This window comes from Amycolatopsis sp. NPDC051045 (genome assembly GCF_040682955.1).
GTDB lineage: Bacteria > Actinomycetota > Actinomycetes > Mycobacteriales > Pseudonocardiaceae > Amycolatopsis.
The window spans coordinates 424,514-437,266 of the sequence record NZ_JBFBCC010000003.1 but is presented as its reverse complement, the minus strand read 5'-3'; the positions used below and the strand labels follow the sequence as shown (position 1 = coordinate 437,266).

The following is a 12,753-nucleotide window of genomic DNA, read 5'->3' as shown; positions in this document are numbered from 1 at the left end:
GAGGGTCATGACACCGGCCGGGGAGCCGCCAGCGGGACCGCGTGCCGGTCTCCCGAGCGGACCATCGCCAGCAGCGGCTTCGCCAGCACGCCCAGCACCCGCGCCGCCACCGGCCGCCCGTTCCGGCGGGCGATGTCCGGCCCGAACCGGTCCATCAACGCCACCAACGCCGGCAGGGTCCGCACGAACAACGTCGCCTCTTCGATCAGCCCGTCGGCGTTCAGGCGCACCACCGTCGCCTCCTCGATCGGCTCCCCGCCGATCCGGGCGGTGCAGACCACCACGCGGGTCCGCTCGTCACCCACGTCCGTGTGGAACCGGATGTCCGTCAGGTGGGCGTACGCCACCTCGATCAGCGACCGCAGCTGCTCGTGCCCGGTGAAGCGCACCCGGGACGTCAGCGGCGAATGCAGCACCGCGTCCGGCGCGAACGCCGTCATCGCCAGGTCCACGTCCCCCGACTCGGCCGCGCGGCGGTACGTTTCCGTGCTCATCGTTCCCCCTTGATCAGCGTGGCGAGTCCTCGCCACAGCAGGTCGACCGTCAGCGCCACCACCTCGTCGCGCGGGATTTCGCGGTGGCGCCACCACCACGTCGCGACCGCGTTGAGCGCGCTCTTGCAGGCCTCCGCCAGCACTTCGTCGGCCAGCGGGCGCGGAATGCGAGCTGTGAGGTCCAGCGGCACCCCGTCGAACAACGCGGCCAGGTTGGCCGTCGAGCGTTCCTGGCCGCGGCGGTGCACCGCGGCGACCGCCGGATCCGACGGCGTCTCCGCGAAGATCATCCGCCAGCCGCGCTCGTGGGCCTCGATCCACGCGAAGATCGCCGAGACGCGGCTCCTCAACAGCACCTCGGGATCGTCCGACGGCGGGAGCGAGCCCCAGCCGGCCAGCAATCCGTCCACTTCGGACTCCAGGAGCGCCGCGTACAGCTCCGCCTTCGCCGGGAAGTGGTCGTAGAGCACCGGCGTGCTGATCCCGGCGGCCGCGGCGACCTCGCGCATCCCGGCCGCGTCGTACCCCGCCGACGCGAACACTTCCGCGGCCGCGGCGAGGATCCGCTCGCGCCGCGCTTCCCGGGTCAATCGCTTACCTGACATCAGTTAGGTACCGTACCTGACGATCGTTAGGTAACGCCAGGCGCACTACCGGCAGGCACTCGCGTAGCCTGGTCGATCGTGCGCAACGTGGTGGTCGTCGGGGGCGGGATCGTCGGTCTGGCCGTGGCCTGGGAGCTGACCAGGCGCGGGCTGGACGTCACCGTCCTGGAAAAGGAATCCCGCTGGGCGGCCCACCAGACCGGGCACAACTCGAACGTCGTGCACGCCGGGCTCTACTACAAGCCCGGCTCCTTCAAGGCGCGCATGTCGGTGGCCGGGAACCGGTCCATCGTGGACTTCGCGCGCCAGTACGGCGTGCCGGTCGAGGTGTGCGGGAAGCTCGTCGTCGCCACCGACGAGAGGGAGCTCCCGGCGCTGAACACCCTCGCCGAGCGGGCCGAGGCGAACGGCGTCCCGGCGAAGAAGATCTCGCCAGGAGAAGCCCGCGAGTACGAGCCCGAAGTCGCCTGCGTCGCCGCGTTGCGCGTCGAATCCACCGGGATCATCGACTTCCCGGCGGTCTGCCACGCGCTCGTCCGGCTGCTCGACGAAACCGGGGTCGACCTCCGGCTGAACTCACCCGCCGTGGCCATCCGCGCCGGGAGCAACGGCGGGGTCGAGGTCGCGACCGGCGACGACGTCGTCCAGGCCGACGCGCTCGTGAACTGCGCCGGCCTGCACTCCGACCGCGTCGCGCGGCTGGCCGGGCTGACGCCGTCCGCGCGGATCGTGCCGTTCCGCGGTGAGTACTACGAGCTCAAGCCGGACCGCCGGCACCTCGTCAAGGGCCTGATCTACCCCGTGCCGGACCCGACGCTGCCGTTCCTCGGCGTGCACCTCACGCGCATGCTCGACGGCAGCGTGCACGCCGGCCCGAACGCCGTGCTCGCGCTGCGGCGCGAGGGCTACCGCTGGGGCGACTTCTCCGCGAAGGACGTCGCCGAGGTGGCGACCTTCCCCGGGATCTGGCGGCTCGCACGCAAGTACGCGGTCCCGACGGGGCTCGACGAGGTCCGCCGCTCGTTCTCGAAGAAGCGGTTCGCCGCGAGCCTCGCGAGGCTCGTCCCGGCCGTCACCGCGGACGACATCGTCCGCCACGGCTCCGGTGTGCGCGCCCAGGCGATGCGCCGCGACGGCTCGCTCGTCGACGACTTCCTCATCGAGACCGCGCGCGACCAGGTGCACGTCCTGAACGCGCCCTCACCGGCCGCGACGAGCGCGCTGGAGATCGCGCGCCACATCGCGGACCAGGTTTCCGAGGGCTAGCCAGGCAGGTTCGCGGTCACCAGCGGCAGGCCCTGCTTCACGAGGTCGCAGGTCTTCGTGTCGTCGCCGATGAACCCGCTGACCACCTGCACCGACGAGGTTTCGGTGATCGCCAGGGTCGCGCCGCAGGTGACCCGCAGGCCGCCCATGTTCGGGAACAGGCCCCACTTCTTGCCGCCGACGTCGATGGTTTCGGTCGGTTCGACACCCTTGGCCCCCGGCCATTGGCCCACCGGCGTGCTCGGGCCCAGCCAGACCTCGAACGCCTTCTGGCCGTCGTCGCCGTCGGTGTCGTCCCAGAGGCAGAAGGTGGCGTTCGGCACCGTGGACGAGTTGTCCTTCTCACCGGCGGGCGAGATGTTCTTCAGCTGGGCAACCTGGTCCGGCTTCAGCATCGTGCACGGGTCCACCGCCAGCAGCGGGCCGCCCGGCTCCGTCTTCACCGGGCCGGTCGGGGTGATCGGCGGGGCGTCCTGCCCGCCGGGCAGGTGCGCCGCGACCTGCGGGATCGTCACCTTCGCCAGCTCGCACGACCTTTCGAGCTTGCCGGCCGAGACGCTGACGTAGGCGAACGACTTGGCCCCCAGGATGGTGTAGAGCACGCAATCGCTCTCCAGGATCGAGGCGTACTGCGTCCAGCTCAGCCCGCCGATCCGCTGCGGCTCGGACTTCTTGACGGCGCCGGAGACGTACTCGTTGAAGTCCAGGTCCGTGGCGAGACCGATGTTGAGGATGGCCGACGGCTCGACGTCGTCCTTCGAGCTCCACAGGCACATCGGCGGCTGGCGGAGCTTCTTGTTCTCCGGCATCGACCGGCCCGGCGACTCGTAGCCGAGCGCGTCGACCTGAGCCTCGTCGAGCAGCGTGCAGGCGTCGACCGCCTGGACGACCGGGCCCTGGCCGGGCACCGGCGACGCCGAACCACCGACCGTCGCCGTGCAGCCGGTCACCACGGCCACGGCCGTCAAGGCCAGCGCGGCCTGCCACCTCATCCGCATGAGTCCTCCCGTTCGGCCCGGACTGTACTGGGCCGAACGGGGGAGCACCGCGGGATCCGCCGATTCAGCGGGGCGTGAGGACTTCCTGGCCGCCGACGAACGGGCGCAGGGCCTCCGGCACGCGGACGGAACCGTCCTCCTGCTGGTGGTTTTCGACGATCGCGACGATCCAGCGGGTGGTGGCCAGCGTGCCGTTGAGCGTCGCGGCGATCTGCGGCTTGCCGTTCTCGTCGCGGTAGCGGATCGACAGCCGGCGGGCCTGGAACGTCGTGCAGTTGGACGTCGAGGTCAGCTCGCGGTAGGTCTCCTGCGTCGGGATCCACGCCTCGCAGTCGAACTTGCGGTGCGCGGACGTGCCGAGGTCGCCGGTCGCGGTGTCGATCACCCGGTAGGGCACCTCGATCTTCGCCAGCATTTCCTCTTCCCAGCCGAGCAGCCGCTCGTGCTCCGCCTCGGCGTCCTCCGGCTTGGCGTAGACGAACATCTCCACCTTGTCGAACTGGTGGACGCGGATGATGCCGCGGGTGTCCTTGCCGTACGACCCGGCCTCGCGGCGGTAGCAGGACGACCAGCCCGCGTACCGCTTGGCGCCGTCGTTGAGGTCGAGGATCTCGTCGGAGTGGAAGCCGGCCAGCGGCACCTCCGACGTGCCGACGAGGTAGAGGTCGTCGTCGGCGAGGTGGTAGATCTCGCTCGAGTGCTGCCCGAGGAAGCCGGTGCCGGCCATGATCTCCGGGCGGACCAGCGACGGCGTGATCATCGGCGTGAAGCCGTTCTCGAGCGCCTGCGCGATGGCCATGTTGAGCAGGCCGAGCTGCAGCTGCGCGCCGACGCCGGTGAGGAAGTAGAACCGCGAACCCGACACCTTCGCGCCACGTTCCATGTCGACGCCGCCGAGGGCTTCGAGCAGCTCGAGGTGGTCGCGCGGGGTGAAGCCGAGCTTCGTCGGCTCGCCGACGTGCTTGACGACGGTGAAGTCGTCTTCGCCGCCGACCGGCGCGGCCGGGTGGACCAGGTTCGGCAGGGTCCGGAACAGCTGGTCGAACTCCTCCGACGCGGTGTTCTGCTCCGCCTCGGCCGCCTTGACCTGCGCGGCGAGCTCCTTGGCCGTGGCCAGCAGCTGCTGCTTCTCCTCCGGCGGCGCCTTCGGGATCTGCTTGCCCAGCACCTTCTGCTCGTTGCGCAGCTTGTCGGCGGCCGCGATCGAAGACCGGCGCCGGGAGTCGAGGGACAGCAGTTTGTCGACCACTCCCTCGTCCTCACCACGAGCGCGCTGCGACGCGCGCACGGCTTCCGGGTTGTCGCGCAGAGTCCTGGGGTCGATCACGAGGACTGAGGGTAGTCCGTACAGACTGTGCGGCCCTACTGGGTTATCCCGACAGTCTGATCGTTGAAGCGCTGTTCACGGCGTCCTCATACTCCTTGGAGACCGTGAAGCCCTGCAGAGAGGCGTCCGATGACCGAGCTGCTGGCCCGCCACCGCGCCGTGATGCCCAGCTGGATGTCCTTGCTCTACGAAGAGCCGATCGAGATCGTGCACGCGCACGACCGCCGGATGACCGACGCGCAGGGCCGCACCTACCTGGACTTCTTCGCCGGGGTGCTGACCAACTCGATGGGCTACGACGTCGCCGAGATCGGCGACGCGGTGCGCAAGCAGCTCGACACGGGCATCCTGCACACCTCGACGCTGTACCTGATCCGGTCGCAGGTCGAGCTGGCCGAGCGGATCGCGAAGCTGTCCGGCATCCCGGACGCGAAGGTGTTCTTCACGAACTCCGGCAGCGAGGCCAACGACACGGCCCTGATGCTGGCGACGCAGTACCGGCGCAGCAACCAGGTGCTGGCGATGCGCAACTCCTACCACGGCCGGTCGTTCGGGACGGTCGCGATCACCGGCAACCGCGGCTGGTCGGCGTCGGCGCTGAGCCCGGTCAAGGTCAACTACGTCCACGGCGGGTATCGCTATCGAAGCCCGTTCCGCGACCTCCCGGACGCCGAGTACATCGACGCGTGCGTCGCGGACCTGCAGGACGTGCTGGACACGGCGACGGCGGGCGACGTCGCGTGCCTGATCGCCGAGCCGATCCAGGGTGTCGGCGGGTTCAGCCTCCCGCCGGACGGGCTGTTCCGGGCGATGAAGGAAGTGCTGGATTCCTACGGCGTCCTGTTCATTTCCGACGAGGTCCAGACCGGCTGGGGCCGCACGGGCGAGCACTTCTGGGGCATCGAGGCGCACGGCGTGACGCCGGACATGATGACGTTCGCCAAGGGCCTGGGCAACGGCCTGGCGGTCGGCGGCGTGGTGGCCCGCGGAGACGTGCTCGATTGTTTCCAGGCCCAGTCGTTCTCGACGTTCGGCGGCAACCCGGTCTCGATGGCCGGCGCGACGGCGGTCCTGGACTACATCAAGGACCACGACCTCCAGGCGAACTGCGCGGCCCGCGGGGCCCAATTGCTGTCGGGCTTGCGTGCTGCTTCCTCGCCGATCGTGGCGGAGGTGCGCGGTAAGGGCCTGATGATCGGGATCGAGCTGATCGAGCCGGGCACGACGTCGCCGAACGTCGCGGCCGCGGCCCGGATGCTGGAGGAGACGAAGAAGCGCGGGTTGCTGATCGGCAAGGGCGGTCTGCACGGCAACGTCCTGCGCCTCGGCCCGCCGATGACCCTCACCGCGGAGGAGGCCCAGGAGGGCTTGGACATCCTGGTGGACTCCCTGGCGGCAACGCACGCGGCGCTGACCTGACCTCCAATTCATAGGAGCCGGGTGGTCATCCCGTCGCCTGAGGCCGCAAAAATCACTTTGAGCCAGGCCCGCAACCCACAGACCAAAGCAAGACGACAACGCAAGCTTGCGGGCCTGGCTCAAAGTGATAGGCCTCAATCAGGCGACGGGATGACCACCCAGCGGCCCACACGCGAAGGGGAGAGGACAGCGCTCCCAGGGGCATCCCGGAGCCTGCCCGTCCGGCGAGGACAGTCTTTAGTTCTTTTGTTCCACCTCGGTGCCGCGGCGTTCTGCCGCGGCAGAGGCGGGTCCGACCTCCCCCGCCCCTCCGGTGGGAGTGTCAGCCGCCGCTCGGGTTTGTCAAGGCGGGAAAGCGTGCCTTGACAAACCCGACCGTCGCCTGAAGTGCACCTGGGATGAGGGGCGGGGGGAGGTCTGGTGACGTCGTGGTCGTTTTGCGCCGCCGGCCGCCGGTTTTCCTCAACCGCGCACGAACCTCGCCACGTGCTCGGCCAGCTCCTCGCCCGCGTCTTCCTGGAGGAAGTGCCCGGCCCCCGCGATGACCGGGTGCTCCAGTCCCTGCGCGCCTTTGATCGAGCGCCGCAAGACGGGTGCCATGCCGCCCGTGATCGGGTCGCCGTCGGAGAACGCCACCAGGAACGGGATGTCCAGTTCCGTCAACGTCTTCCACGCGGCCCGGTTGGCCGGAGACGCCGGGTCGTCCGGCCGGTGGGGCACCAGCCCCGGCATCGCCCGCGGGCCGGCCTTGTACATCTCGTTCGGGAACGGTGCGTCGTACGCCGCCCGCACGGCCTTCGAAAGCACCGACGCACACCCCGACTGGACGAACCGCGCAACGTCCAATACCGGGGCCTTCTTCACCGCCTCCCGGAACGCGTGCCACGCCGCGGGCATGTCCACGTCGCCGGTCGGCAGGCCCGTGTTGGAAGCCACCACCCGCGAGAACCGGGACGGCTCCGACGCGACCAGGCGCAGCCCGATCAGGCCGCCCCAGTCCTGGCCGACCAGCGTCACGTCGCGCAGGTCCAGCGCGTCGAACGCGAACCCGCGCATCCACTCGACGTGCCGGGCGTAGGTGTGGTCGGGCAGTGCGCCCGGCTTGTCGGACCGGCCGAACCCCACCAGGTCCGGCGCGATCGCGCGCAGCCCGGCGGCCGCCAGCACCGGCAGCATCTTGCGGTACAGGTACGACCAGCTGGGTTCGCCGTGCAGCAGCAGCACGACCGGACCGTCGGCCGGGCCGGCCTCGACGTACCCGACTCTGATCACGCCGCCGTGCGGGTCGGCGAGTTCGGCGTAGCGAGGCTCGAAGGGGAAGTCGGGCAGGTCCGTGAACCGGTCGTCCGGTGTCCTCAGCAGGCGCACGAACTCCACGCTAGTGCGATCGGACCAGCGCGGCCACGCCTCAGGAGATGCCGACCGCCACCACGAGACCCAGGCCGATGTGCGCCGCCGCGACGACGATGCTCACCGGGGCGAACTTCTCGCTCTCGATGGTCGATGCCACGTCGATGCGGGTCGCCCACTCCAGCAGCCGGACCGCGACGACCTGGACGATGATCCCGAGCAGGCCGTAGACCAGCGACGTGATCAGGCCCTCGGTGAGGTCGCTCGCCGAGTTGAAGATCGCCACGACGACGATGAACGACATCGCCAGCAGCCCGGACGCGGTCACGATCACGGCGTTCGGCAGGCCGGCGTGCACCAGCTTCGACAGCTTGCCGGGCGTGGTCCAGTCGATCGCGTAGAAGCCGGCGAACATCAGCAGCAGGCCGATGACGCCGTACAGCAGGATCGCGCCGATCCCCCGCACGAGGTCGGAGCCGAACGTGTCGGACAGCGCAAGGGTCGTGTTCACGAATTGTCTCCCAGGAAGAAAGGGCTGATCAGCGACGGTGTTGTATCACGCTTCGGGGATGCGGTGTGGGACGAATGCGGCACCGTCGTCGGTGACCAGGCCGCCGGTCTCGCGGATGCCCAGCCCCGCGGAGCTGTCGCCGACGATCCACGCGCCGAGCGCCGGCCGGTAGCCGTCGAACTCGGGCAGCGGGTCGAACGCCTGGTAGACGAAGCCTTCCGCGCCGTAGACGCCGCCGGTCTGGGTTTCGTACCCGGTCGCGACGATCTGCACGTTCGCGCCCTCGCGGCCCAGCTTCGGCTTGCGGACGTACTCGGTGAGGATGCCGGGGTCGTCGGCGAACGCGGGCAGCAGGTTCGGGTGGCCCGGGTAGTTCTCCCACAGCAGCGCCAGGAGCGTCTTGTTGGAGAGGATCATCTTCCACAGCGGCTCGATCCACAGCGTCCGCGGCAGCGACTCGACGGCGTGGCGGCCGAACTCCTCGTCGACCACCCACTCCCACGGGTAGAGCTTCAGCACGGTTGCCATCTGCCGCTCTTCGAGGTCGACGAACCGCTTGAGCACCGGGTCCCAGCCGATCTCCTCGATCGCCAGGCCCACCGTGTCGAGCCCGGCCTCGGCCGCGGTCTCCTGCAGGTACGCCGTGGTGACGTTGTCCTCGCCACTCGGGTCGGCCGCCGACCAGGTGAAGTGCAGCTCGTTGGACGGCAACTTGTCCCGCAGGAAGGACCACCGCTCGACGAGCTTCTCGTGGATCGAGTTCCACTGGTCGTCGTCCGGGAAGACGTCGGTCTTCCAGTGCCACTGCAGCAGTGACGCCTCCAGCAGCGTGGTGGGCGTGTCCGCGTTGTACTCCAGCAGCTTCGCCGGTGACTTGCCGTCGTAGCGCAGGTCGAACCGGCCGTAGACGTGCGGGTCCTGCCGTTTCCACGACTCGGCGATGTGCGGCCAGACCCACTCGGGGATGCCGAACCGCTGGTAGCCCTCGGTCGTCACGACGTTGTCGACGGCTTCCAGGCACATCGAGTGCAGCAGTTCGACGTCGGCTTCGAGCGAGAGCACCTCGTCCATGTCGAAGACGTAGTGCACCGACTCGTCCCAGTACGGCCGCACCCGGCCACTGCTGTCGCGGGCCGGCGTGCCGTAGACGAGTCCCTGCTCCTCGACGATCCGCTGCCAGTCGCGCCGCGGCTCACGCCGGTCCCGGTACACCTACGATCCCCCGCTCTTGCCGCTGCCGCCGGTCCCGCCGGTGCTGCCGCTCTTGCCGCTGATGCCGAACCCGCCGCGCTGGACGGACTTGCCGGACTTCGTGTTGACGTTGCTGCGCGACGACGGCGGGTCGTAGGAGCCGCCGGACACGCGCTGCCCGATCACGCCGCTGCCGCCGTAGTTGTAGCGGTAGCTGTTGTAGCCGCCGCCACCGATCGGCAGGAACAGGAAGCCACCGCTGTGGTAGCCGCCGTGGCTGGTCACGTAGTTCTCGTCGCAGTTGTCGTCGTTCTGGACGACGCCGCTCGCGTCGGTGCAGACGGCGGTGACGTTGTTCGGCTTCGCGACCGTGTAGAACGTCGCGACGAGGCCGACGAGCCCGACCGTGACCCCGCTGCCGATCAGGATCTTGCGCCGCGTCGCCGCCTTGGCGTCGGCCTGGCGGGCCAGCTCCGCGTCCTGCTCCTCCTGGACGAGCGCCTGCCGACGGGCCCGCTGCTCGGCCAGCGAGGGCTCGCGGGGTTGGGTGTTCCCGTCCTGGAATCTCATCGAGCCGCGCTTCGGCGGCTCGGGGGCCGGCTGGTCCCCGGTGTTGTCGTCCTGCGTCATGTGCGCTCCGTAATCCCGGCCACCACGAAACCGTGACCCACCCTAACCACCCGGATCGCGCACGTCGCGCGCGGCGCGGGCATCATGGACTGCGATGTCTCCCAGCGCCGATCGGTTCCCCACCGCCACGCAGACGTTGCGCACCCGCGTCGTGATGGGCGGGATCTTCGCGGGCGCGCTCATCGCGCTCGCCCTCAGTGTCGTCTTCTCCTGGAGCGACGGCATCACCGGCGGGTCCGGAGGTGGCGCCGGCAAGCTGTCCGCGGCCGCCGAAGAGGCGTTCCACTCCCCGCCCGGCAGCTGCCTGACCTGGGACAACCTCGACGCGAGCGACGCGCGCAAGGTGGCCTGCACCCAGCCGCACCTGTTCGAGGTGACCGCGCTCGTGGACCTCGGCCCCCAGTACCCGGAGGGCGCGCCCGTCCCGACGCTGGACCAGTGGCAGCAGATCGCGCAGCAGAAGTGCACCGCGGACGTGAAGCCGTACCTCGGGCACAAGCTCGACCCGTACGGGAAACTCACGACGAACCTGCTCCGCCCGACGCCGTCGCAGTGGGAAGACGGCGACCGCCAGCTGCGGTGCGGCCTGCAGTGGGCGGGCCCCGGCGGCAAGCTGCTGCCGACGACCGGGCCGGCGAAGGACCAGGACCAGTCGCTGATCTTCGAGCCGGGCACCTGCCTGGCGCTGCGGGGCAAGGGCGTCGGTGATCCGGTCGAATGCACGAAGCCGCACTCGTACGAGATCGTCGCGACCCTCGACCTCAAGACGAAGTTCAAGGACGGCTACCCCTCGCAGGACGACCAGAAGGCCTGGCTCGACACCGAGTGCAACAAGGCGGCTTCGGACTACACCGGCGGCGCCGACCTCGACGCGAAGAAGCTGATCCTGACCTGGGACCTGCGGGAACAGGAGAGCTGGGACACCGGCTCGACCAAGGTCAACTGCAAGGTCGCGGCGGCGCTGCCCGACAAGAGCGGCCTGCAGGCGGTGACCGGCAGCATCAAGGCCGCCCCGGCGGGGGCCGACGGCGGTCAGCCGCAGGACGGCGGCCCGCCGTCGGACGGCGGCCCGCCGTCGGACGGCGGCCCGCCGTCGGACGGCGGCGGCGGTCCGGCGACGCTCGGCTCCACCCCGCCGTCGACGAAGCAGAGCGGCTGATGCCGGTCGAAATGAGCCGGGAGCGGTTCGAAGAACTGGTCTCGGAGGCCCTGGACGAGGTGCCGCCCGAGTTCGCGCGCGCGATGGACAACGTCGTCGTGCTCGTCGAGGAGTTCAACGACGAGGCGCCGGACATCCTCGGGCTCTACCACGGGATCGCGCTGACCGAGCGGACCTCGTCGTACGGCGGGGTGCTGCCCGACCGGATCTCGATCTACCGGGAGCCGATCCTGGCCATGTGCGAGGACGAGGACGAGGTCGTCGAGGAGGTCCTGATCACCGTCGTGCACGAGCTGGGCCACCACTTCGGCATCGACGACGCCCGGCTCCACGAGCTCGGCTGGGGCTGAACCGGCACGGATTTCCCCGTCGCGCCACCAGGTTCCACCGCTTTCCGCACTTGCTCCGGGAAACTGTCACGAGTTTTTACGTGTAGTGACAACGTGACCACGCGCAGCCATCACCGCCGTTATCCTCTTAGGCAATTCGTTGGGTGACTTCGATTCGTGCGGGGAGGCCCAGTGGACGAAGCCCGGAACGACGGAGGCGGCCGAAGACTCACGTGGCTGTTGACGTCGAGCGCGGCGTCCCACCTGGGAGACGGCATCGGCAAGGTGGCCCTGCCCCTGCTGGCCACGACCCTGACCCGCGACCCCGTGCTCATCGCCGGGCTGTCCGCCACCCAGTTCCTGCCCTGGCTGTTGTTCGCCGCGGTCGCCGGCGCGCTGGTCGACCGGATCGACCGGCGGCGCGCGATGATCGTCGCGAACACCGCCCGCGCGGTCGCGGTCGGCGTCCTGGCCGTGCTCGTCGCCGCCGGCGGCATGACGATCTGGCTGGTCTACCTGACCGCGCTGATCATCGGCACGGCCGAGACGATCGCGGACAGCGCGGCGAACGCGCTGATCCCGGCGGTCGTCGGCGACGGTTCGCTCGACGCGGCCAACAGCAAGCTGCAGGCCTGCGAGATCGTCGGCCAGACGTTCCTCGGCGGCCCGGTCGGCAGCCTGACGTTCGCGCTCTTCGCCGCGTTCCCCTTCATCCTCAACTCCGCGGGGTTCGCGCTCGCGGCCGCGGTGCTACTCGGGCTGGCGGGCACCTACCGCGGGCAGGCGGAACGGCCGGTCCGGCCTGCGAAACTGCGCACCGAGCTGGGCGACGGTCTGCGCTGGCTGCGCGGGCACGCGCTGCTGCTGCGGCTGGTGGTCGTCGCCGGGCTGCTCAGCCTGGTCAGCGAGCTCGCCCAGGCGCAGCTGGTGCTGTACGCCCTGGAGGACCTGCACCTGTCCGACGCGACGTTCGGGTTCTTCGCGTTCGTCGGCGGGATCGGCGGGCTGATCGGCGCGGGCACCGCCCCGCGGCTGGTGCGTTCGGCAGGCCGTCGCGCGGTCGTGGTCGGCGGGATCATCTGCTGCGGCCTCGGGTTCGGCGGGATGGGCCTGGTGCGCTCGCCGGTCGCCGGTGCGGCGCTGTTCGGCCTGTTCGCGGCCGCGGTGGTGGCGGTGAACGTGGTGCTCGCGACCGCCCGGCACACGCTGGTGCCCGGCGAGCTGCTCGGCCGGGTGCTCGGGGTGTGGCGCACGGTCGTCTGGGGCGCGATCCCGGTGGGCGCGCTGCTGGGCGGCGTACTGACCGAGCGGCTCGGCACGGCCGCGCGGACGTTCGCGGTGTCCGGCGTGGCGATGCTGGTGATCGCCGCGTTCGCGTTCGGCGCGCTGAGGCGCTTCTCCCTCGGTGACGAATCGGACTCAGCCGCGGCTCTGACCCACCACGATCCGGGAATGTGAGCTGGAATATCTCCTC

Annotated in this window: 13 protein-coding genes; 5 read left to right on the top strand and 8 right to left on the bottom strand. The window is 70.1% G+C overall.

The window, feature by feature from the left end; translation table 11 throughout:
- Positions 1 to 5: 5 nt before the first annotated feature.
- Both AB0M80_RS09865 and AB0M80_RS09860 read right to left on the bottom strand, forming a co-directional pair.
- Positions 6 to 494, bottom strand: coding sequence for a nuclear transport factor 2 family protein (locus tag AB0M80_RS09865; protein ID WP_364561456.1), 489 nt, complete (start codon positions 492 to 494; stop codon positions 6 to 8).
- Positions 491 to 1,099 carry a TetR/AcrR family transcriptional regulator gene (locus AB0M80_RS09860; protein WP_364561455.1) on the bottom strand — a complete coding sequence of 203 codons (609 nt, stop codon included), beginning with the start codon at positions 1,097 to 1,099 and terminating at the stop codon, positions 491 to 493. Before AB0M80_RS09860 ends, AB0M80_RS09865 begins: the two co-directional genes overlap by 4 nt.
- 78 nt (positions 1,100 to 1,177) lie before the next feature.
- On the opposite strand from AB0M80_RS09860, the gene lhgO reads away from it, so the two are divergent.
- Positions 1,178 to 2,365: an L-2-hydroxyglutarate oxidase gene (lhgO, locus tag AB0M80_RS09855; protein WP_364561454.1), complete on the top strand. Its 1,188-nt coding sequence runs from the start codon at positions 1,178 to 1,180 to the stop codon at positions 2,363 to 2,365.
- Here the strand turns inward: lhgO and AB0M80_RS09850 are convergent.
- Positions 2,362 to 3,363 carry a DUF3558 family protein gene (locus AB0M80_RS09850; protein ID WP_364561452.1) on the bottom strand — a complete coding sequence of 334 codons (1,002 nt, stop codon included), beginning with the start codon at positions 3,361 to 3,363 and terminating at the stop codon, positions 2,362 to 2,364. The genes lhgO and AB0M80_RS09850 overlap by 4 nt on opposite strands.
- Before the next feature lie 64 nt (positions 3,364 to 3,427).
- Entirely contained in the window at positions 3,428 to 4,690 is a 1,263-nt protein-coding gene (gene serS, locus AB0M80_RS09845; protein ID WP_364561450.1) for a serine--tRNA ligase, read from the bottom strand.
- Between the two features lie 129 nt (positions 4,691 to 4,819).
- Between serS and AB0M80_RS09840 the strand changes: the two genes are divergently transcribed.
- Positions 4,820 to 6,109 (top strand): aspartate aminotransferase family protein, encoded by a 1,290-nt coding sequence (locus AB0M80_RS09840; protein WP_364561448.1) that lies wholly within the window; start codon positions 4,820 to 4,822, stop codon positions 6,107 to 6,109.
- 462 nt (positions 6,110 to 6,571) lie between these two features.
- On the opposite strand, the gene AB0M80_RS09835 is transcribed toward AB0M80_RS09840, so the two are convergent.
- From AB0M80_RS09835 to AB0M80_RS09820, 4 genes are read right to left on the bottom strand one after another with little or no spacing between them, the layout of a single operon-like run.
- Entirely contained in the window at positions 6,572 to 7,477 is a 906-nt protein-coding gene (locus tag AB0M80_RS09835; RefSeq protein ID WP_364561446.1) for a haloalkane dehalogenase, read from the bottom strand.
- 40 nt (positions 7,478 to 7,517) lie between these two features.
- On the bottom strand, positions 7,518 to 7,970 hold the full coding sequence (locus AB0M80_RS09830) for a DUF350 domain-containing protein (RefSeq protein ID WP_364561444.1): 453 nt from the start codon (positions 7,968 to 7,970) through the stop codon (positions 7,518 to 7,520).
- Positions 7,971 to 8,015: 45 nt separating this feature from the next.
- Complete coding sequence (locus AB0M80_RS09825; RefSeq protein WP_364561441.1) at positions 8,016 to 9,182, bottom strand: glutathionylspermidine synthase family protein; 1,167 nt, start codon at positions 9,180 to 9,182, stop codon at positions 8,016 to 8,018.
- Complete coding sequence (locus AB0M80_RS09820) at positions 9,183 to 9,791, bottom strand: hypothetical protein (protein WP_364561439.1); 609 nt, start codon at positions 9,789 to 9,791, stop codon at positions 9,183 to 9,185.
- A 94-nt stretch (positions 9,792 to 9,885) separates the two neighbouring features.
- Here AB0M80_RS09820 and AB0M80_RS09815 point away from each other — a divergent pair, with 94 nt between their 5' ends.
- The 3 genes from AB0M80_RS09815 to AB0M80_RS09805 all read left to right on the top strand — a co-directional run bounded on the left by AB0M80_RS09815 (position 9,886) and on the right by AB0M80_RS09805 (position 12,737).
- Positions 9,886 to 10,950, top strand: a complete 1,065-nt coding sequence (locus AB0M80_RS09815; RefSeq protein WP_364561436.1) for a septum formation family protein — start codon at positions 9,886 to 9,888, stop codon at positions 10,948 to 10,950.
- Positions 10,950 to 11,300 (top strand): metallopeptidase family protein, encoded by a 351-nt coding sequence (locus tag AB0M80_RS09810; protein WP_364561433.1) that lies wholly within the window; start codon positions 10,950 to 10,952, stop codon positions 11,298 to 11,300. The genes AB0M80_RS09815 and AB0M80_RS09810 overlap by 1 nt, the downstream gene beginning before the upstream one ends.
- Positions 11,301 to 11,471: 171 nt before the next feature.
- Positions 11,472 to 12,737 (top strand): MFS transporter, encoded by a 1,266-nt coding sequence (locus tag AB0M80_RS09805; protein WP_364561431.1) that lies wholly within the window; start codon positions 11,472 to 11,474, stop codon positions 12,735 to 12,737.
- Positions 12,738 to 12,753: the final 16 nt, after the last annotated feature.

Coding starts and splice junctions, on each gene's coding strand:
- AB0M80_RS09840 (WP_364561448.1), top strand. CDS start 4,820: ATGACCGAGCTGCTGGCCCGCCACCGCGCCGTGATGCCCAGCTGGATG.
- AB0M80_RS09865 (WP_364561456.1), bottom strand. CDS start 494: ATGAGCACGGAAACGTACCGCCGCGCGGCCGAGTCGGGGGACGTGGAC.
- AB0M80_RS09820 (WP_364561439.1), bottom strand. CDS start 9,791: ATGACGCAGGACGACAACACCGGGGACCAGCCGGCCCCCGAGCCGCCG.
- AB0M80_RS09810 (WP_364561433.1), top strand. CDS start 10,950: ATGCCGGTCGAAATGAGCCGGGAGCGGTTCGAAGAACTGGTCTCGGAG.
- AB0M80_RS09860 (WP_364561455.1), bottom strand. CDS start 1,099: ATGTCAGGTAAGCGATTGACCCGGGAAGCGCGGCGCGAGCGGATCCTC.
- AB0M80_RS09850 (WP_364561452.1), bottom strand. CDS start 3,363: ATGCGGATGAGGTGGCAGGCCGCGCTGGCCTTGACGGCCGTGGCCGTG.
- AB0M80_RS09815 (WP_364561436.1), top strand. CDS start 9,886: ATGTCTCCCAGCGCCGATCGGTTCCCCACCGCCACGCAGACGTTGCGC.